17 protein-coding genes are annotated in these 20,186 nt (G+C 72.2%); 10 read left to right on the top strand and 7 right to left on the bottom strand.

The window, feature by feature from the left end:
* Window positions 1-205: 205 nt before the first annotated feature.
* Window positions 206-2,308 (bottom strand): serine/threonine-protein kinase, encoded by a 2,103-nt coding sequence (locus tag DTB53_RS17520; protein WP_012379426.1) that lies wholly within the window; start codon window positions 2,306-2,308, stop codon window positions 206-208.
* Window positions 2,309-2,626: 318 nt separating this feature from the next.
* Window positions 2,627-4,333, bottom strand: a complete 1,707-nt coding sequence (locus DTB53_RS17515; protein WP_012379427.1) for a glycerol-3-phosphate dehydrogenase/oxidase — start codon at window positions 4,331-4,333, stop codon at window positions 2,627-2,629.
* Window positions 4,334-4,575: 242 nt separating this feature from the next.
* Between DTB53_RS17515 and DTB53_RS17510 the strand changes: the two genes are divergently transcribed.
* Window positions 4,576-5,838 (top strand): nucleotide sugar dehydrogenase, encoded by a 1,263-nt coding sequence (locus DTB53_RS17510; RefSeq protein WP_003966884.1) that lies wholly within the window; start codon window positions 4,576-4,578, stop codon window positions 5,836-5,838.
* A 133-nt stretch (window positions 5,839-5,971) separates the two neighbouring features.
* The gene (locus DTB53_RS17505; RefSeq protein ID WP_078562748.1) at window positions 5,972-6,715 is read left to right on the top strand and encodes a hypothetical protein; all 744 of its coding nucleotides are present in this window, start codon (window positions 5,972-5,974) and stop codon (window positions 6,713-6,715) included.
* A 70-nt stretch (window positions 6,716-6,785) separates the two neighbouring features.
* Here DTB53_RS17505 and DTB53_RS17500 read toward each other — a convergent pair whose 3' ends face one another.
* The 4 genes from DTB53_RS17500 to DTB53_RS17485 all read right to left on the bottom strand — a co-directional run bounded on the left by DTB53_RS17500 (window position 6,786) and on the right by DTB53_RS17485 (window position 11,119).
* On the bottom strand, window positions 6,786-7,910 hold the full coding sequence (locus tag DTB53_RS17500) for a GuaB3 family IMP dehydrogenase-related protein (RefSeq protein ID WP_003966886.1): 1,125 nt from the start codon (window positions 7,908-7,910) through the stop codon (window positions 6,786-6,788).
* 104 nt (window positions 7,911-8,014) lie between these two features.
* The gene (gene guaB, locus DTB53_RS17495; RefSeq protein WP_003966887.1) at window positions 8,015-9,517 is read right to left on the bottom strand and encodes an IMP dehydrogenase; all 1,503 of its coding nucleotides are present in this window, start codon (window positions 9,515-9,517) and stop codon (window positions 8,015-8,017) included.
* Between the two features lie 139 nt (window positions 9,518-9,656).
* Complete coding sequence (locus DTB53_RS17490) at window positions 9,657-10,232, bottom strand: sigma-70 family RNA polymerase sigma factor (protein ID WP_003966888.1); 576 nt, start codon at window positions 10,230-10,232, stop codon at window positions 9,657-9,659.
* Window positions 10,233-10,507: 275 nt separating this feature from the next.
* Complete coding sequence (locus DTB53_RS17485) at window positions 10,508-11,119, bottom strand: response regulator transcription factor (RefSeq protein WP_003948568.1); 612 nt, start codon at window positions 11,117-11,119, stop codon at window positions 10,508-10,510.
* A 453-nt stretch (window positions 11,120-11,572) separates the two neighbouring features.
* Here DTB53_RS17485 and DTB53_RS17480 point away from each other — a divergent pair, with 453 nt between their 5' ends.
* A complete protein-coding gene (locus tag DTB53_RS17480; RefSeq protein ID WP_012379429.1) occupies window positions 11,573-11,902 on the top strand; it encodes a WhiB family transcriptional regulator in 330 nt (109 codons plus the stop codon).
* A 177-nt stretch (window positions 11,903-12,079) separates the two neighbouring features.
* Here DTB53_RS17480 and DTB53_RS17475 read toward each other — a convergent pair whose 3' ends face one another.
* Window positions 12,080-12,970: a LysR family transcriptional regulator gene (locus DTB53_RS17475; RefSeq protein WP_012379430.1), complete on the bottom strand. Its 891-nt coding sequence runs from the start codon at window positions 12,968-12,970 to the stop codon at window positions 12,080-12,082.
* An 81-nt stretch (window positions 12,971-13,051) separates the two neighbouring features.
* Here DTB53_RS17475 and DTB53_RS17470 point away from each other — a divergent pair, with 81 nt between their 5' ends.
* From DTB53_RS17470 to DTB53_RS17440, 7 genes are all read left to right on the top strand, one after another.
* Window positions 13,052-13,765: an MOSC domain-containing protein gene (locus DTB53_RS17470; RefSeq protein ID WP_012379431.1), complete on the top strand. Its 714-nt coding sequence runs from the start codon at window positions 13,052-13,054 to the stop codon at window positions 13,763-13,765.
* Window positions 13,766-13,775: 10 nt separating this feature from the next.
* Window positions 13,776-14,549 (top strand): SDR family NAD(P)-dependent oxidoreductase, encoded by a 774-nt coding sequence (locus DTB53_RS17465; protein ID WP_003966892.1) that lies wholly within the window; start codon window positions 13,776-13,778, stop codon window positions 14,547-14,549.
* Window positions 14,550-14,661: 112 nt separating this feature from the next.
* Complete coding sequence (locus DTB53_RS17460) at window positions 14,662-15,780, top strand: LacI family DNA-binding transcriptional regulator (RefSeq protein WP_012379432.1); 1,119 nt, start codon at window positions 14,662-14,664, stop codon at window positions 15,778-15,780.
* A gap of 160 nt (window positions 15,781-15,940) precedes the next feature.
* A complete protein-coding gene (locus DTB53_RS17455; RefSeq protein ID WP_012379433.1) occupies window positions 15,941-17,269 on the top strand; it encodes an ABC transporter substrate-binding protein in 1,329 nt (442 codons plus the stop codon).
* Window positions 17,266-18,261 carry a carbohydrate ABC transporter permease gene (locus DTB53_RS17450; protein ID WP_003966895.1) on the top strand — a complete coding sequence of 332 codons (996 nt, stop codon included), beginning with the start codon at window positions 17,266-17,268 and terminating at the stop codon, window positions 18,259-18,261. Before DTB53_RS17455 ends, DTB53_RS17450 begins: the two co-directional genes overlap by 4 nt.
* Window positions 18,258-19,100: a carbohydrate ABC transporter permease gene (locus DTB53_RS17445; protein WP_003966896.1), complete on the top strand. Its 843-nt coding sequence runs from the start codon at window positions 18,258-18,260 to the stop codon at window positions 19,098-19,100. The genes DTB53_RS17450 and DTB53_RS17445 overlap by 4 nt, the downstream gene beginning before the upstream one ends.
* A gap of 60 nt (window positions 19,101-19,160) precedes the next feature.
* Entirely contained in the window at window positions 19,161-20,174 is a 1,014-nt protein-coding gene (locus DTB53_RS17440) for a hydroxyacid dehydrogenase (protein ID WP_003966897.1), read from the top strand.
* The last annotated feature ends 12 nt before the right edge of the window (window positions 20,175-20,186 follow it).

Below are 20,186 nucleotides of genomic sequence, written 5' to 3'. Positions count from 1 at the left end.
GCGCGCTCTTCCCCCCGGTCACCGGAGGCGCACTCATCCGTCAGTCACGTTCATTCGGTGGACAATTGACCCGCTGTTCCCACTGCGTACGGTCTCCGGCCTCTTACGATACGTGGCAACACGGGCCGACGGGCCGGGTCGCGCCAACCCGATCCGCACAAACGTTTCCACCCGGCCGTCCGGGGCGGGCGGGCGGGCCGGACGGTCAGCCTGTGGGGGTGAAGGTGGCGTACGCCGTTTCGCGCAGCGTCCGGCACTCGTCGTCCTCCCACTCGTCCACCTTGCAGCTGATCATGATCGAGTAGCCGCGCTTGGCGTCCACCTTGAATCCCCGGTTGAGCACCTTGACCCGGACGCCGTTGTGGTTGCGTTCGAACGTCCAGTCCGCGACGGTCGGATAGCCGTTGTACTCGACCTTCTTTATGCCGCCGTGCTGGTAACCGTCGCTGAGGACCTTGACGCTCGCGACGGCACCGCGCCAGGCGGCCGCCGCGTCGTCCTTGGGCGAGCTGTTGAAGTCGACCTGGACACGGGGGAAACTGCCCCGCTTGTCGTTGTAGATGCCGCCGGAGTTGCTGCCCGCGATGGCGGTGCGCTTGAAGCCCTCGGGCATCGCCATGGTGAAGTTGAACCGGGTGTCGACGACCTTCTCGTACCCGGCGGGCAGGGCGTCGCCCGGCTCGGCCCCGTCGTCCCCGGCACCGTCGGAACCGGAGTCGTCGGCGTCGTCCGCGTCGTCGGCGCCGGAGTCGGCGGACGGGTCGGCGGAGGCCCGGCCGTCGTCCGCGCCCTGGCCCTCCTTCTGGCCGGCGCCCTTCTCGCCGGCCGAACCGCCGCCGGTGTCGCCGCCCTTGTCGTCCGCGCCGCCGGTCGAGGCCCCGGCCGAGGCGGCCGTGTCGCCGCCCTTGTCCGCGTCGTCACCGCCGCCGAGCGTGAGCGCGAGGACCGTGCCGAGAATGGCCAGCGCGACGACGGCGGCGATGATCGCGAGGGTGCGGCGGGGCACCACGTCGGTGATCGAGGCACGCGTGGACGCGAGGGAGGACGGCGGGCGCTGCCCGGGTACGGAAGCGCTCGCCGCCGTCGCGGTCCTGGAGGCGCCGCCGGCGGGCGCCGCGGCGGCGGACCCCGCGGGCTTCGCCCCCGCGGCGGAAGTCCCGGGCGGCGACGGAGGCTTGGGCGGGGCGACGGGCGAGCCGGTGGCAGCGGCGGCCGGAGAGCTCGCCGACGCGGCGGCGGCGCCCGCAGCGGCGGACGCCGGGGTCTTCGCGTTGCGCACGGAGCGCAGGGCTCCGCGCAGCCGGTCGCGGGCGCCCTCGCCGGACTCCCCCGAACCCGGGGACTGTTTCGGGGCCTTGGGCTGCTTCGGCGTCCTCCTGACGAGCGGGTCCGCCGCGGGCGTCGGCGGCAGCGCCATGATCTGTGTGGAGTCCGCGGGTGCCGGAGCGGGAGAGTCGGGGGCGTTGATGACGTCGTTGAGCAGCGCCCGCGCCCCGGCGTCGTCGAGACGCTGGTCGGGGTCCCGGGCGAGCAGCCCGTAGATGACCTCGGTGAGCGGGCCGGCGTTCTTCGGCGGGTCGAGCGGTTCGGTCATCACGGCCGTCAGGGTGGCGATGGCCGAGCCCTTGTCGTACGGCGGGCAGCCCTCGACGCTCGCGTACAGCAGCCCGCCGAGGGACCACAGGTCGGCGGGCGGACCGGGCTTGTGGCCACGGGCCCGCTCCGGCGAGATGTACGAGGGGGCGCCGACGAGCATGCCGGTGGAGGTGACGGACGGGTCCCCCTCGACCTGGGCGATGCCGAAGTCCGTGAGCACGACGCGCCCGTCCTCGGCGATCAGCACGTTGGACGGCTTCACGTCGCGGTGCAGGATGCCCTCGCGGTGCGCGGAGCGCAGCACGTCGAGGATGGCGAGCCCGACCTCGGCGGCCCGCCTCGGCGTCAGCGTGCCGTCCTCGCGGATCGCCTCGGCGAGCGACTTGCCCTCGATCAGTTCCATGACGATCCACGGGCGGTCGTCCTCGTCGACCACGTCGTAGACGGTCACCGCGCTGTTGTTGCGGATCCGCGCGATCGCCTTGGCCTCGCGCAGGGTGCGCGTGATCAGCCGGCGCTTCTCGTCCTCGTCGATCGCTCCGGGGAACCGGAGTTCCTTGACCGCGACCGTGCGGCCGAGCGTCTCGTCGTCGGCGCGCCAGACCGTACCCATGCCGCCCCGGCCGAGCACCTCACCGAGCCGGTAGCGCCCCGCGAGGAGACGACCGTCCTTGTCCCGTTGGGGCTCCCGTGCCTGCTCCGCCTCCGACATGCGTCCCCTCTGCGATCAACCCGCCCTGGCAGAGCGTTCATTGTCCCTCACCCCGGGACCGGTCCTGGTGCCGGGTCCGGGGTCCGCCGCGCCAGGGCGGTTCGTCGACAGGCCCCGGGGCGCGAAGAGGGAAGCCCTCACAGCCTCCTACCAACCCGGTCCTCCCGTCCAGGCCGGTCCGGGCCGCGGACGGGCCCCGCCGGCCCGGCGGGGCCCAACTGGCCCGGTGGAGGCGGGCGGTGACCGCGGTGCGGCGGCGCACGGAGCCCGGGAGGGCGCACCCTGGGGCGTGTCTCGAAAGGCAGTCGACGACAGGGCCTAGATCGGCACGATGTCCGGTGCGCCGAGCCGGGCCGCGTCCGCCGTGAGGTCGTCGGGCTGCCGCTGCGATTCGCGTTCGGCCTCCACCCGCTTCTCGTAGTGCTCGACCTCCCGGTCGATCCGCCCCTCGTCCCAGCCCAGCACCGGCGCCATCAGCTCCGCGCAGAGCCGGGCACTGCGGGTGCCCCGGTCGAAGGTCTCGATGGAGATCCGGGTGCGCCGGGTCAGCACGTCGTCCAGATGGCGGGCGCCCTCGTGGGAGGCCGCGTAGACGATCTCGGCGCGCAGGTAGTCGTCGGCGGCGGGCAGGGGTTCGCCCAGGGTGGGGTCGGCGAGGATCAGTTCCAGGATTTCCTCGGTCATTGAGCCGTACCGGTTGAGCAGGTGCTCCACCCGGGCGACATGGAGTCCGGTCCGGGCCGCGATCCGGGCGCGCGCGTTCCACAGGGCCTTGTAGCCCTCGGCCCCCAGCAGCGGGGTGTCCTCGGTGACGCACGCGGCGACCCGCTGGTCGAGTCCGTGGACCGCCTCGTCCACCGCGTCCTTGGCCATGACCCGGTACGTCGTGTACTTGCCGCCCGCCACGACGACCAGACCGGGGGCGGGGTGCGCCACCGTGTGCTCGCGCGACAGCTTGCTGGTGGCGTCCGACTCGCCGGCCAGCAGCGGTCGCAGTCCGGCGTAGACGCCCTGGACGTCGTCCCTGGTCAGGGGGGTGTTGAGGACGGAGTTGACGTGCTGGAGGAGGTAGTCGATATCGGCGCTGGAGGCGGCCGGGTGGGCCTTGTCCAGGTCCCAGTCGGTGTCGGTGGTGCCGATGATCCAGTGCCGGCCCCAGGGGATGACGAAGAGGACGGACTTCTCCGTGCGCAGGATGAGTCCGGTGGAGGAGTGGATGCGGTCCTTGGGGACGACCAGGTGGATGCCCTTGGAGGCCCGGACGTGGAACTGTCCGCGCTCGCCGATGAGCCCCTGGGTGTCGTCGGTCCACACGCCGGTGGCGTTGACCACCTGCTTGGCCCGGATCTCGTACTCCGTGCCGCTCTCGACGTCCCGTACGAGCGCGCCGACGACCCGCTCGCCCTCGCGGAGGAAGCCGACCACACGGGCGGCGTTCGCCACCTGGGCCCCGTAGGACGCGGCGGTGCGCACCAGCTCGGTGACGAAGCGGGCGTCGTCCATCTGGGCGTCGTAGTACTGGAGGGCGCCGACCAGGGCGTCCTTCTTCAGCGCGGGGGCGACCCGCAGGGCGTGCTTGCGGGAGAGGTGGCGGTGGACGGGGAGGCCTCGCCCATGGCCCGATGAGACCGACATCGCGTCGTACAGCGCGACGCCGGAGCCTGCGTAGAGCCGCTCCCAGCCCTTGTGCTGCAAGGGGTAGAGGAAGGGCACGGGCTTCACCAGGTGGGGGGCGAGCCGCTCCAACAGCAGCCCGCGCTCCTTGAGGGCCTCCCGGACCAGGGCGAAGTCGAGCATCTCCAGATAGCGCAGGCCGCCGTGGATCAGCTTGCTCGACCTGCTCGATGTGCCGGACGCCCAGTCGCGCGCCTCGACCAGCCCGGTCGTCAGGCCTCTGGTGGCCGCGTCCAGCGCCGTGCCCGCGCCGACCACGCCCGCCCCCACGACCAGCACGTCCAGTTCGCGCTCGGCCATGGCGGCGAGCGCGGCGGTGCGCTCGGCGGGTCCCAGTGTCGCTGTCCTCACTGCTGCCTCCCGGTGGATCGGGGTGGTCGGACACGGGAGTGCCACCCGGCCGAGGGGCCGGCCGCCCGTGTCCACCCCTCGATTCTGTCCGCGCTCCCCGAGTTCAGCCACCGCCTGTGGACAACACCCGGGCGACCGGAGCCGCACAATGCGACATATAGGTCATATTTACGCCTAGTCTGACATTGCGCTGTCCACAGCAGTTGCGATCTTCGCTCTCCGCACTTAGGGGGTCTTCCTGTATGCCCGCAGACCTCGCCGTCATCGGACTCGGTCACCTCGGCCTGCCCCTCGCCCGGGCCGCCGTGACCGCCGGGATCGACACCGTCGGCTACGACCCCGACCCACGCCCCTACGCGGAGCTCAGAGCCGGGCGCAGCCCCGTCGAGGGCACCCTCACCGCGTCCGAGATCCGCCGCATGCTCTCCGGCGGCTTCCGGCCCACCACCGACGCCGCCGAGCTGGGCCGGGTCCGCACCGCCGTGATCTGCTCCCCCACCCCGCTCGGCCCCGACCGGGGGATCGACCTCACCGCGCTCCGCGACGCCGCCCGCGCGCTGGCCGCCCGGCTGCGCCCGCACACCACCGTGCTGCTGGAGTCCGCCGTGCCGCCCGGCACCACGGAGAACGTCCTGCGCCCCCTGCTGGAGGAGGGCTCCGGGCTCGTCGCCGGACGGGACTTCCACCTCGCCTGCTCCCCCGGCCGGCTCGACCCCGGCAACCGCACCCACACCCTGGCCAACACGCCCAAGGTCATCGGCGGCCTCACCCCCGCCTGCACCGAGTCGGCCGCCGCCTTCTACGGACGGCTCACCGACAAGGTCGTGCGGGCGCGCGGACCGCGCGAGGCGGAGATGACGAAGGTGCTGGAGACCAACTTCCGGCACGTCAACATCGCCCTGGTCAACGAGATGGCGGTGCTCTGCCACGACCTCGGTGTCGACCTCTGGGACGTCATCCGGTGCGCCGAGACCAAGCCGTTCGGCTTCCAGCCCTTCCGGCCGGGACCCGGCGTCGGCGGGCACGGCGTCCCGGTGGACCCGGGCTGCCTGCCCTACAGCACCCGCACCCCCGGGCACCCGCTGCGGATGGTCTCGCTGGCGCAGGAGATCAACGACCGGATGCCCAGCTACGTCATCCAGCGCTGCGCCACCCTCCTCAACGAGCACGGCAAGTCCGTCCGGGGCGCGCGCGTCCTGCTGCTCGGCGTCACCTACAAGCCGGACAGCGCCGACCAGGAGGCCGCCCCGGCCCGCGAGATCGCCACCCGGCTCATGGACATGGGCGCCCAGATCGGCTACCACGACCCGCACGTCCTGGACTGGCGGGTGCGCGAACGCCCCGTCCCGCGCGCCGATTCGCTGTACGAGGCGGCGGCCGCGGCAGACCTGACCGTACTGCTCCAGCAGCACCGCACCTACGACCTCCAGGGCCTCGCGGTCAAGGCCCAACTGCTCCTGGACACCCGGGGGGCCACTCCGGCGGGGGCCGCGCACCGGCTCTGAGGCGGGCCAGAGAGGCCGAAAAGGATTGCCGGTGACCGAATCCGGTGCGTACTGCTACCCTGCGGCGTCACAGAGCGCACACACGTGCGTACCTCGCACACTCGTGCGCAGCCGCCCCAGGGGGAGCCCCACCGTGAGTCAGCCCGTGCAGCCGCCGAACCAGCCCCAGCAGCCCTACGGCGGTCAGCCCGTCGAGGGCAACCCGTACGCCGGCGGGCCGGGACAGCCCGCCGCGCCGACCGGCAACCCGTACGGCCAGCAGACTCCCGCCGCGCCGACCGGCAACCCCTACGGCCAGCAGACTCCCGGCGACCCGACCGGCAACCCCTACGGCCAGCAGACTCCCGGCGACCCGACCGGCAACCCCTACGGCCAGCAGACTCCCGGCGACCCGTCCGGCAACCCGTTCGCGGGTCAGCAGCCCGGCCAGGGAACGCCGTTCGGCGGCGGCGCCCCCTTCACCCCGGCTCCGCCGGCCCGGAACAACATCCTGCTCGGTGTGGCGGTCGCGCTCGGCGTGGCCATCCTCGCGGGCATCCTGTACGGCGCGATCGCGGGCTCGATCGAGCGCGAGGTCGGCTACGCGGCGGTCGGCGTCGGCTTCCTGGTCGGCTTCGCGTCGAGCAAGGTCGGCGGCTCACATCCCGCCGTCATCGGCGCCGCGGCCGTCCTCTCGATCGGGGCCGTCTACCTCGGGCAGCTCGTGGGCATCTCGATGGTCCTCTCCGACCTGGCGCAGATCCCGTTGTCCGAGGTCATCGGCGACCACTTCGACACCGTGACGGAGGCCTGGTCGCAGGAGGCCGACTTCATGACCTACCTCTTCCTCGCCCTCGGCGCGGTCGCCGCCGTCGGTGGCGCCAAGAAGGCCGGCTGACACCCGCGGGACGAAACGCAAGGGCCCGGACCGCGAGACGGTCCGGGCCCTTCCGCGTACGTACGGGAGGTCAGCGGCGGTGCTGCGAGTCCGCCACCGTCACCTCGACGCGCTGGAACTCCTTGAGGTCGCTGTAGCCGGTGGTGGCCATCGCGCGACGCAGGGCGCCGAAGATGTTCATCGAACCGTCCGGGGTGTGCGAGGGGCCGGTGAGGACCTCCTCCGTCGTCCCGACCGAGCCGAGGTCGACCAGCTTGCCGCGCGGCACGTCCTCGTGGACGGCCTCCATGCCCCAGTGCCGGCCGCGGCCCGGCGCGTCGGTGGCGCGGGCCAGCGGGGAGCCCATCATCACGGCGTCCGCACCGCAGGCGATGGCCTTCGGCAGGTCGCCGGACCAGCCGACGCCCCCGTCGGCGATGACGTGCACGTACCGGCCGCCGGACTCGTCCATGTAGTCGCGGCGGGCCCCGGCGACGTCCGCGACGGCGGTGGCCATCGGGACCTGGATGCCGAAGACGTTGCGCGTGGTGTGCGCCGCGCCGCCGCCGAAGCCGACGAGGACACCGGCCGCGCCGGTCCGCATCAGGTGCAGGGCGGCGGTGTACGTGGCGCAGCCGCCGACGATGACCGGGACGTCCAGCTCGTAGATGAACTGCTTCAGGTTCAGCGGCTCGGCCGCGCCCGAGACATGCTCGGCGGAGACCGTCGTACCGCGGATGACGAAGATGTCGACGCCCGCGTCGACGACCGCCTTGGAGAACTGGGCGGTGCGCTGTGGGGAGAGCGCGGCGGCGGTGACGACGCCGGAGTCGCGCACCTCCTTGATGCGCTGCCCGATCAGCTCCTCCTGGATGGGGGCGGCGTAGATCTCCTGGAGCCGGCGGGTCGCGGACTCGACCGGCATCTCGGCGATCTCGTCCAGCAGCGGCTGCGGGTCGGCGTGCCGGGTCCACAGGCCTTCCAGGTTCAGCACGCCCAGACCACCGAGCTCGCCGATCCGGATGGCGTGCTGCGGGGAGACCACGGAGTCCATGGGAGCGGCCAGGAACGGCAGCTCGAAGCGGTAGGCGTCGATCTGCCAGGCGATCGAGACCTCCTTCGGGTCCCGGGTGCGGCGGCTCGGAACGACAGCGATGTCGTCGAATGCGTAAGCCCGGCGGCCGCGCTTGCCGCGCCCGATCTCGATCTCAGTCACGATGTGTGGCCTTTCCCTCTACGTCTGCGCTGACCAGTATCCCCGACACGTGCCTGAGGGGCGGTACCGGGAACTCCGGTCCGCCCCTCACCTGCGGTGATGCGTTACTTCCTGCTGTAGTTCGGTGCTTCCACCGTCATCTGGATGTCGTGCGGGTGGCTCTCCTTGAGCCCCGCCGAGGTGATCCGGACGAACCGGCCCTTGCTCTCCATCTGGTCGACGGACGCGGCGCCGACGTAGCCCATGGTCTGGCGGAGGCCGCCGACGAGCTGGTGGAGGACGTTGGCCAGCGGGCCGCGGTAGGGAACCTGGCCCTCGATGCCCTCGGGGACGAGCTTGTCGTCCGAGGACACCTCGGCCTGGAAGTAGCGGTCCTTGGAGTAGGACCGGCCCTGACCACGGGACTGCATGGCGCCCAGCGAGCCCATGCCCCGGTAGGACTTGAACTGCTTGCCGTTGATGAACATCAGCTCGCCCGGGGACTCCTCGCAGCCCGCGAGGAGGCTGCCCAGCATCACGCTGTCCGCGCCCGCGGCGAGCGCCTTGCCGATGTCGCCGCTGTACTGGAGGCCGCCGTCGCCGATCACCGGGACGCCCGCGGCGCGCGCGGCGAGCGCGGCCTCGTAGATCGCGGTGACCTGCGGGACGCCGATGCCGGCGACCACACGGGTGGTACAGATCGAGCCGGGCCCCACGCCGACCTTCACGCCGTCGACTCCGGCGTCGATCAGGGCCTGGGCGCCGTCGCGGGTGGCGACGTTGCCGCCGATGACGTCGACGCCGACGCTCGACTTGATCTTCGCCATCCAGGCGAGGGCGTTGCTGTTGTGCCCGTGCGAGGTGTCGACGATGAGGAAGTCGACCCCGGCGGACGCGAGCGCCTGGGCGCGCTCCAGCGCCTCGGGGCTGGCGCCGACGGCCGCGCCGACGAGCAGCCGGCCCTCGGCGTCCTTGGCCGCGTTCGGGTACTGCTCGGCCTTCTTGAAGTCCTTGACCGTGATGAGGCCCTTGAGGATGCCCGCGTCGTCGACCAGGGGCAGCTTCTCGATCTTGTGGCGGCGCAGCAGCTCCATGGCCTCGACGCCGGAGATGCCGACCCGGCCGGTGACGAGCGGCATCGGCGTCATGACCTCGCGCACCTGGCGCGTACGGTCCGACTCGAAGGCCATGTCGCGGTTGGTGACGATGCCGAGCAGCTTGCCCGCGGCGTCGGTGACCGGCACGCCGCTGATGCGGAACTTCGCGCAGAGCGCGTCCGCCTCGCCGAGCGTGGCGTCGGGGTGCACGGTGATCGGGTCGGTGACCATCCCGGACTCGGACCGCTTGACCAGGTCGACCTGGTTGACCTGGTCCTCGATGGAGAGGTTGCGGTGCAGCACGCCGACGCCGCCCTGACGGGCCATGGCGATGGCCATCCGGGCCTCGGTCACCTTGTCCATGGCGGCCGACAGCAGGGGGATGTTCACCCGTACGTTGCGCGAGATGAGCGTGGAGGTGTCCACCGCGTTGGGCAGGACCTCGGACGCGCCGGGCAGCAGCAGCACGTCGTCGTAGGTCAACCCGAGCGTCGCGAATTTCTCGGGCACTCCGTCGACGTTTGCAGTCATGACACCTTCCCCAAATGGCCTTGATCGGTGCGGATGTCCATGCTAACGGGCTCTGCGGGCGTCTCATTCCACGATCAAGATCACTTGGCTGATCTGTAGTTTCCTACAGCGCCTCTCCGGCGGGACCGGGTGAGGGCGTCTACTGCTCGGCGAGCGCCCGGAGCCGGCTGAGGGCGCGGTGCTGGGCGACCCGGACCGCGCCCGGGGACATCCCGAGCATCTGACCGGTCTCCTCCGCGGTCAGCCCGACCGCGACGCGCAGGACCAGCAGCTCGCGCTGGTTCTCCGGGAGGTTGGCGAGGAGCTTCTTGGCCCAGGCGGCGTCGCTGCTGAGCAGGGCGCGCTCCTCCGGGCCGAGGGAGTCGTCGGGCCGCTCCGGCATCTCGTCGGAGGGGACGGCGGTCGATCCCGGGTGGCGCATCGCGGCGCGCTGGAGGTCGGCGACCTTGTGTCCGGCGATGGCGAAGACGAAGGCCTCGAAGGGCCTGCCGGTGTCCTTGTAGCGCGGCAGCGCCATCAGCACCGCGACGCAGACCTCCTGCGCCAGGTCCTCCACGAAGTGGCGAGCGTCACCGGGAAGGCGGTTCAGCCGGGAGCGGCAGTAGCGCAGGGCGAGGGGGTGGACATGGGCCAGCAGATCATGGGTGGCCTGCGCGTCGCCCTCGACGGCCCGGTGCACGAGGGCACCGATCACCGTGGTTTCGTCGTCGCGCATCGGACCATGGTGCCCTGAGGCCGCCCGGTCCGCTCCACCGCGTCCCGAGTTGTGCACCGAAGCGTTATGAGCGGGTGCGCCGGATGTCATGTCCTGCGCCCTCCCCTTCCGCTCGACCGAATCGTTCCTGAGGAACTCCACGACTCAAGGATGCGTCATCGGCCGGGAAGCGTCACATGTCACCGCCGGGGGTGCGCGGATACGGGGCGTGGAGCCGGTGTCCCGCTCCGTGACCCCGTCCGCCGTCTGCGGACGGGGCGCGGCCCGGGCCGTCGTCAGCGCACCAGGCCCCAGCGGAATCCGAGGGCCACCGCGTGGGCGCGGTCCGAGGCCCCGAGCTTCTTGAACAGGCGCCGGGCGTGGGTCTTGACCGTGTCCTCGGAGAGGAACAGCTCCCGGCCGATCTCCGCGTTGGAGCGGCCGTGGCTCATGCCTTCGAGGACCTGGATCTCCCGCGCGGTGAGCGTGGGGGCCGCCCCCATCTCGGCGGACCGCAGCCGACGCGGGGCGAGCCGCCAGGTCGGGTCGGCCAGCGCCTGGGTGACGGTGGCCCGCAGCTCGGCGCGCGAGGCGTCCTTGTGCAGATAGCCGCGGGCCCCGGCGGCGACCGCGAGCGCGACCCCGTCCAGGTCCTCGGCGACGGTCAGCATGATGATCCGGGCGCCGGGGTCGGCGGAGAGCAGTCGACGGACGGTCTCCACACCCCCCAGACCGGGCATGCGTACGTCCATCAGAATCAGATCCGAACGATCGGCACCCCAGCGGCGGAGGACTTCCTCGCCGTTGGCCGCGGTCGTCACGCGCTCGACGCCGGGCACGGTGGCCACCGCGCGACGGAGCGCTTCTCGGGCAAGCGGGGAGTCGTCGCAGACGAGGACGGATGTCATGACCGTCCTCCGCAGCTGATGCGCGTCACCTTGAGCCTCCAGGCTGATACAAGTCGTCACCTGTGCGGTTGACCCCCTCGGACATGTGCCCGAGCCGGATATCCGTCAACCGCATCCGCTCTCTTAACGACGGTCACTCGAAAGAGTTACGGGTCGGGCGGCCGGGTTCGGCACTCTACGTGAAGGCCCGTACACGGAGGAGAACGGCGCGGGTGATTCACCCGTCAACCGAATCTTCACTCCCTGGCATGCCCTATTCGGCACCATTTCTTCCCTTTTAAGGGTGTCTGTGGCTAGATTCGCAATCAGTCATATTTACATCTACTAGCACCGTAGATGTACGGTCGAGACTTCGGTCACACCGATCACAGACGGTCCGATCACCCGAGGCCGTCGATCACAGACGGTCGAGGACGCCGCTTCCGACGCAGCACAGCTCCGAGGGGACAAGCAATGGCAGATTTCTCCCGCCTTCCCGGACCCAACGCAGATCTGTGGGACTGGCAGCTGCTCGCCGCCTGCCGAGGCGTGGACAGCTCCCTGTTCTTCCATCCCGAGGGCGAGCGCGGCGCGGCCCGGAGCGCCCGCGAGACCTCCGCCAAGGAGGTCTGCATGCGCTGCCCGGTCCGTGCCGAGTGCGCGGCCCACGCCCTGGCCGTGCGGGAGCCCTACGGAGTGTGGGGCGGCCTGACGGAGGACGAGCGCGAAGAACTGATGGGCCGGGCCAGAACCCGGTTGATCACCGCGGCGCCCGCCTCGGGACAGGGCCCCGGCGCCACCTGACACCCGTATGCAGCAACCGGACGCAGAAACGTTTCTTCGGCATCTTCAGCCATCCGGCCCGCGGCCGGGCGCAGCGGTGCCGGACCCCTCACCGCCCGTGGCCGCCGCACGGGCCCGGCGGGCGCCGCCGCTCCGTGCGGCCCGGGACCGTCCGCCCCGGGGCGACGCCGCGGCCCCTCAGCGGGCGGCCGTGCGCGCCAGCTGGTCCAGGGTGGCCGCCACCGCCGGGACCCGGGCGAGGTCCGGCAGGGTCAGCGCGACGATCTCCCGCTCGATCGCGGGCTCGACCGGCACGGCCCTGGCCCCCTTGGGGCGTACCGACTCGACGGCCAGCTCCGGCAGTACCGCCACCCCGAGCCCGGCCCCGACCAGACCCATCACCGCCGGGTAGTCGTCCGTGGCGAAGTCGATGCGCGGGGTGAAGCCGGACTCCTCGCACACCTCGACCAGCTGCCGCCGGCAGCGCGGGCAGCCCGCGATCCACGCCTCGTCGGCCAGCTCGCCGATGGACACGCTCGACGCCTCCGCCAGCCGGTGGCCCTCCGGCACGAGGCCGATCAGCCGGTCGGTGAGCAGCGGCCGGACCACCAGGTCGTCCCACTCGCCGCCGGTACTCCCGTAACGGAACGCCAGGGCGATGTCGCAGTCGCCCTCGCGCAGCAGGTCCACCGAGCGCGGCGGCTCGGCCTCGACGAGCGAGACCCGGGTGCCGGGGTGCTCGGCGCGCAGGGCGGCCAGTGCCCCGGGGACCAGCGTGGAGCTGCCGCTGGGGAAGGAGACCAGCCGGACCCGGCCGGCCCGGAGTCCGGCGATGGCGGCGACCTCCTCCTCGGCGGCGGTCAGCCCCGCGAGGATGCCGGAGGCGTGCCGCACCAGCGCCTCTCCGGCCTGGGTGAGGCGCATCTCGCGTCCGGTGCGGATCAGCAGCGTGGTGCCGGCGGAGGACTCCAGGGCCTTCATCTGCTGGCTGACGGCGGGCTGGGTGCAGCCGAGTTCGCGGGCTGCGGCGGAGAACGAGCCGGTGGCGGACACGGCGCGCAGGACACGGAGGTGGCGAGCTTCGATCACCCGGACAGCATAAGAGGTTCTTGGGGGGCGGGCGAATTTATCAGGGAGACCTTTGGGGTCGATCGCCGCTAGCGTGACCCCATGAAGCTGCTGACCGTGAACATCGGGCAACCTCGCCCCTCCGACCGGACCGACGGCCCGGGGGGCGTCACCGGGATCGACAAGCGACCGGTGGAGGGCCCGGTCGAGGTCCTCGACCCCGGGCCCAGGGGCAGCGGCGGCAGCGGAGTGGCCGGGGACGCGGTCTGCGATCTGCGCCACCACGGCGGCAGCGACCAGGCGGTGTACGCCTTCGCCCGGGAGGAGCTGGACGCCTGGGAGCGGGAGCTGGACGGCCGGAAGCTGCCCAACGGGGTGTTCGGCGAGAACTTCACCACCCTCGGCCTCGACGTCAGCGGCGCGCGGATCGGCGAGCGCTGGCGGGTGGGCGCGGACCTGGTGCTGGAGGTGACCTCGGGCCGCATCCCGTGCCGGACCTTCGCCCACCACCTCGGGGAGCGGGGGTGGGTCCGGCGGTTCACCCAGCGGGCGGCCACCGGCGCGTATCTGCGGGTGATCGAACCGGGCGCCGTCCGCTCCGGGGACCCCATCGAGATCGTGCACCGGCCGGACCACGAGGTCACCGCCGCCCTGCAGTTCCGGGCGGTGACGACCGAACGCACCCTGCTGCCCGCGCTGCTGGCCGCCGGGGAGGCGCTGCACCCCGAGGCGCTGCGCAGGGCCCGGGAGTACGTCGCGCGGCAGGGCGGCCCGGGGCGGCGGGCGGGTGCGCCGCCGGAACACGCGGGGCACTAACGTGCGGCGTATGACGACTGCACTGATCACGGGCGCGACGGCGGGCATCGGGGCCGCGTTCGCGCGGCGGCTCGCGGCCCAGGGGCACAACCTGGTGCTGGTGGCACGGGACACCGCGCGGCTGCGCGAGCAGGCCACCGAACTGCACGACCGGCACGGCATCGAGGCCGAGGTGCTGAGCGCCGACCTGTCCACGGAGGCGGGGATCGAAGCGGTTGAGAAGCGGCTCGCGGACCGCACGCACCCGGTCGATCTGCTGGTCAACAACGCCGGGTTCGGCAACAAGGGGCGCTTCCTGGAGGTGTCCATGGCCGACGAGCTGACGATGCTGAAGGTGCACTGCGAGGCGGTGCTGCGGCTGACCTCGGCGGCGGTGGCCGGGATGCGGGAGCGGGGCCGGGGCGGGGTCGTCAACGTGGCGTCGGTCGCGGCGTTCGTGCCGCGCGGTACGTACGGGGCGTCCAAGGCGTGGGTCGTGCAGTTCACCCAGGGCGCGGCGCGGGACCTGGCCGGGTCGGGGGTGCGGCTGATGGTGCTCTGCCCGGGGTTCGTGCGGACGGAGTTCCACGAGCGGGCCGGGATGGGCACGGACAACATCCCGAACTGGATGTGGCTCGACGCGGACAAGCTGGTGGCGTCGGCGCTGACGGATCTGGCCCGGGGGAAGACGGTGTCGATCCCGGACCCCCGCTACAAGGCGCTGATGGGGCTGGTGAAGGTCGCCCCGCGCGGGCTGCTCGGCGGGGTCACGTCGCGGACGGGGCGCAAGTACGGTCCCCAGTAGCCGGTGCGGGCGCTGCGGGACGGGCTCCGGGGCTCCCGCCTCCGCCCGCCCTGTGATCGAATGATCGCCCATTGCTCAGGGTTCGATCATTCTGCTCCAGGGGGCTGTCTCCGTGCGCGAAGGTGCTGCTGAACGTCATGACCGGCTGCTGAACCTGGTGCGCGAGCGCGGCACCGTACGGGTCTCCGACCTGGCGGACCGGCTCGGTGTCGCCACCGTCACCGCCCGGCGCGATGTCGAGGTGCTGGCCTCCCGGGGGCTGCTGGAGCGGGCGCACGGTTCGGTGTCCTGGCCCGCCGACCGGGGCCCGGCCGGTACGCCGGTGGGCGGCGGCCCCGTGATCGGGATGCTGGCCCCGGCCGCCGCCTACTACTTCGCCGAGGTCATCCGGGGCGCGCACGAGGCGGCGGCCCGGCTCGGCGCGCGGCTGATCCTGCGGGTCACGGACTACCGCGCCGAGGACGACGCGGCGCACGCGGCGGGGCTGCTGGCCGCCGGGGCGCAGGGGCTGCTGCTGGCGCCGAGCTGGACGGAGCCGGACCATCCCCGGCGGTACGGCGCGTGGATAGCCGGGCTGCCCGGCGAGAAGGTGCTGGTGGAGCGGGAGGGGGCGCCCGGCAGCCCGCTGGAGGGGCTGGACCGGGTGGGCTCCGACCATGCGCACGGGGTGCTGCTCGCCGTGCGGCACCTGGTGCGTCTGGGGCACGGGGCGCCGATGCTGGTCGCCCGCTCGGACAGCCCGACGGCCGAGGCGGTGCGTGCCGGGTACGCGCGGGCGCTGGCCGCGCTGGGCCTCGCCGGGACGGAGCCGCCGGTCGCCTCGGTCTCCGCCGACCGTGATCCGGCCCTTTTCGAGCGGTCGGCGCTGGCGGTGCGGTCCGCGGTGCGCGAGGGGCGGGCGAGCGCGGTGCTGGTCCACAACGACGAGGAGGCCATCCGGCTGGTGCGCCGGCTGGCCGAGCTGGGGGTGCGGGTCCCCGAGGACCTGGCGCTGATCACGTACGACGACGAGGTGGCCGCGCTCGCCGACACCCCGCTGAGCGCGGTGGCGCCGCCCAAGCGGGAGGTGGGGCGCGCGGCGGCGGAGCTGCTGGTGGAGCGGTTGTCCGGGTCCCGGTACCCGGGCGGCGGGGACGGGCGGGCGCCGCGGCGCCATGTGGCGCTGCTGCCGACGCTTCGGGTGCGCGGCTCCTGCGGGCGGCCCGCGCCCGAGCCGGTCACCGGAGCATGACCAGGCGTCCGCTTTCCGGGCGTTGGGCCGGTTTTCCACCCTCCTCTTTCGATCATTATTCGATCATTCAATCTTTCGCTCTTGACTTCGCTCATGAGGGGTCGAAATATCGCGGCACGGCCGGAAGTTCCGGCCGCACAGCTCGTACAGGAGCCATTCCGTGAGCCGCAGATGGTCCCGTCCCGTCCACGCGCTGGTCGGCGCCGCCACCGCCCTCGCCGTTCTCACGGCGTGCGGCGGCGCCGACGACTCCCGCGCCCGAGGTACCGCCGACGACCCGGTGACCGTGTCCTTCTGGGCGTGGACGAAGGGGTCCCAGGAGGTCGTGGACGCGTTCAACGCGACCCACGACACGATCCGGGTGGAGTTCGAGGAGATACCCTCCGGCGGTCTCGGCGGCTACCCCAAGATCGCCAACGCGGTGAAGGCGGGCATCGCCCCCGATCTGCTCTCCATCGAGTACCCGCAGCTGTCCGCGTTCGTCAGCCAGGGATCGCTCCAGGACATCAGCTCCTACCTGACCGAGGACGTCAGGAAGAAGTTCCTGCCGCAGACGATCGAGATGACGACGCTCGGCGGGAAGAACTGGGCCGTCCCCTTCGACGCCGCGCCCCAGGTCTTCTACTACCGCAAGGACTTCTTCACCGAGCACTCCATCGAACCGCCCACCACCTGGGACGGCTTCCGGGACGCGGCGGAGCGGGTGAAGAAGGCCTCCCCGCGGACCAGGATCGCCACCTTCTTCCCCGACGACCCGACGTTCTTCCAGGCCATGGCGTGGCAGGCGGGCGCGCAGTGGTTCCGGGCCGGGACGGACGCCTGGCGGATCGACACCACCGACCCCGCTTCGGAGCGCACCGCCGACTACTGGCAGGGCATGATCGACGACCGGCTGGTCTCCACCGCCTCCTCGTTCAGCCCCGAGTGGACCAGCTCGCTCAAGCGGGGCACCACCGTCGGCTACCTCGGGGCGTCCTGGGGCGCGGGCGTGCTGGCGGGCATCGTGCCCGAGCAGAAGGGCAAGTGGGCGGCGTTGCCGCTGCCGAGCCCCGAGGCGGACCGGCCGGCCAGCGGGATGATCGGCGGCTCCACGTTCGCGGTGAGCAAGGGCAGCACCAAGACAGCGGCGGCCGTCGAGTTCGCGCTGTGGATGTCGACGCACGAGGACGCGATCAACGCCCGGATCGGGGCGAGCACGTCGAGCGCCCTGCCCGCCGCCCCCGCCATGGTGCCCATCGCGAAGAAGGCGTTCGACACGGGCTTCTACGGCGGCCAGGACCTGTACGGGCTGTTCGAGGAGGCCGGCCGGTCCATCGGCCCCGACTGGGTGTGGGGCCCGAGCCCCGGCGCGACGAACTCCGCGCTCGGCGACGAGCTGGGCGACGTCGTCGGCGGCGGCTCGACGCTGCCGCGCGCGATCAGGCGGGCCCACGAGGCGACCGTCGCCGATCTGCGCAAGCGCGGCCTGCGGGTGGAGGAGGGTTCATGAGCGCCCAGGACACCGAACGCCGCCCCGGGGTTCCGGGGCCGCGCACCGGAACGCCCCGGAAGACCGCCCGCACTCCACGCCGCTCGACGGCGCTGAGCACCCGGGCCCGTACGCGCCTGGCCGCGGGCGCCCTCCTGACCCCCTTCTTCGCCCTGTTCACCGTGGCGATGATCGTCCCGGTCGGCTACGCGCTCTGGCTCAGCCTCTTCACCGAGAAGCAGTCCGGCCTCGGCTTCGACGGTCCCCGTACCGTCTTCGACGGGCTCGGCAACTACGCGACGGCCCTGGGCGACCAGGCGTTCCGCGACGGCTTCTGGGTGCTGCTCGGCTACTGCGTGTTCTACATCCCGCTGATGGGCGGCGGCGCGATCGTGCTGGCGCTGCTGCTGGACTCCGCGCTGGCACGGGCCCGCCGCTTCTTCCAGCTGGCGCTGTTCCTGCCGCACGCCATCCCCGGCCTGATCGCCGCGCTGATCTGGATCTACCTCTACACCCCGCAGCTCAGCCCGGTCGTCGCCGCCATGGAGGCCGGCGGCATCGGCTTCGACTTCTTCTCCTCCGAGGGCACGCTGCCCTCCATCGTCAACATCGCCCTGTGGCAGTGGCTGGGCTACAACGTGGTGATCTTCTACGCGGCCCTCCAGGCCGTGGACCGCTCGCTGCTGGAGGCGGCGACCGTCGACGGGGCGGGGGCCTGGCGGATCGCCTTCTCCATCAAACTCCCCCTCATCCGCTCGTCGCTGGTGATGGTCCTGCTCTTCACGATCATCGGCTCGCTCCAGCTGTTCACCGAACCCCTGATCCTCAGCCGCGGCTCGGGCTCGGCGGTGACCAGCACCTGGACCCCGAACATGTACGCCTACAGCGCCGCCTTCGAGCGCAACGACTACGGTCTCGCCGCCGCCGCGTCCGTCCTGATCGCCCTGGTCGCCGCCGCCCTCTCCTTCGTCGTCACGCGCCTCACCAACCGCCGGAAGGAGGCACGCTCATGACCTCCAGCCGATGGCTGTCGAAGTCCGCGGTCAACGCCGTCCTGCTGATCGCCGCCGTCTACACCCTGTTCCCGCTGGTCTGGCTGCTGACCGCGGCCACCAAGGACGCCGGGAACCTGCTGGGCGGGGACGTCTTCTCGTTCGAGGGATTCGACCTGGGGCACAACCTCTCCGAGCTGACGTCCTACCAGGACGGCGTCTACTTCCGCTGGTACGGCAACTCCCTGCTGTACGCGGGCGTCGGAGCGCTCGGCTGTTCGCTGATCAGCGTCGCCGCCGGGTACGCCTTCGACAAGTACCGCTTCCGCGGCAAGGAGAAGCTGTTCGCCCTGGTGCTGCTGGGTGTGCTGCTGCCCTCCACCGCCCTGTCGCTGCCGCTGTACCTGCTCGCGGTCGAGACCGGCACCGTCAACACCTACTGGGCGGTGCTGATCCCGGCGCTGGTCAACCCGTTCGGCGTGTACCTGTCCCGGATCTTCAGCGCGGGCTACATCCCCGACGAGGTCCTGGAAGCGGCCCGTATCGACGGGGCCGGCGAGCTGCGGACCTTCTGGTCGGTCGGGCTGCGCATGGTGATGCCCGGCTTCGTGACGGTCTTCCTGTTCCAGTTCACCGCGATCTGGAACAACTTCTTCCTGCCGCTCGTCATGCTGTCGGACAAGGACCTCTACCCGCTGAGCCTGGGCCTCTACAACTGGCACAGCAACGCCAACGCCGACCCGACGTTCTACCCGATGGTCGTCACCGGCTCCCTCCTCGCCGTCACCCCGCTGATCATCGCCTTCGTCACCCTCCAACGGCACTGGAAGGCCGGTCTGACCGCGGGGAGCGTCAAATGACGCCCCGTGGGAGCACCGTGATCACCGCAGGGAGTGTCACATGACATCGAGGAGCGTCGCATGACCGCCCCCACCGCTCTCCTGGCCATGGGCCCCGGTATCGCGGAGCAGCTGTTCGGCGCCCGGCAGCGGGCGCGGCTCACCGCGCTCGTGGAGACCGACCCCGGCCTGGTCGCCCACCGGCTGACCGACCCGGACCCCGACGTCGCCCGGGCGCTGGCCGGGGCGGAGCTGCTCATCACCTGCTGGGGAGCGCCCCCGCTCACCGCCGACGTCCTCGCCGCCGCCCCCCGGCTGCGCGCCGTCGTGCACGCGGCCGGGAGCGTCAAGCACCACATCACGCGGGCCTGCTGGGAGCGGGGGCTGCGGGTCACCTCGGCGGCCGGGGCGAACGCGCTGCCGGTCGCGGAGTACACGCTGGCCGCGATCCTCCTCGCGGGCAAGAACGTGCTGCCCGCCGCCCGCCGCTACCGCGAGCTGCGCGCCCCGCACGACTGGCGCGCCGAGCTGGCGGGGCACGGCAACTACCGGCGGTGCGTGGGCATCGTGGGAGCCTCGCGGATCGGCCGCCGGGTGATCGAGCTGCTGCGCCCGTTCGATCTGGACGTGCTCCTCTACGACCCGTACGTGGACGCGGGGACGGCGGCGCGGCTGGGCGCGGAGAAGGCGGGCCTGGACGAGCTGTGCTCGCGGAGCCGGATCGTCTCCGTCCACGCGCCCCAGCTGCCCGCCACCCGGCACATGATCGGGGCCGCCCAACTGGCCGCCATGGAGGACGGGGCGACGCTGATCAACACCTCGCGGGGGTCGCTGATCGACGGCGGGGCGCTGCTGCCCGAGCTGGTGTCGGGGCGGCTGAACGCGGTGCTGGACGTGACGGAGCCGGAGGTGCCGCCCGCCGACTCGCCGCTGTACGACCTGCCGAACGTGCTGCTGACGCCGCATGTGGCGGGGTCGCTGGGCGACGAGATCCACCGTATGGCGGACTTCGCGCTGGACGAGGTGGCGCGGTACGCGAGCGGGCTGCCGTTCGCGGACCCGGTGACGCCGGAGGACCTGGCGCGCATGGCCTAGGTCCAGGTCGCG

The sequence above is a fragment of the Streptomyces griseus genome, from assembly GCF_900460065.1.
GTDB classification, from domain to species: Bacteria; Actinomycetota; Actinomycetes; order Streptomycetales; family Streptomycetaceae; genus Streptomyces; species Streptomyces griseus.
Note: the sequence above shows the minus strand (reverse complement) of the source record. Positions and strands in the feature narration are given on the sequence as shown.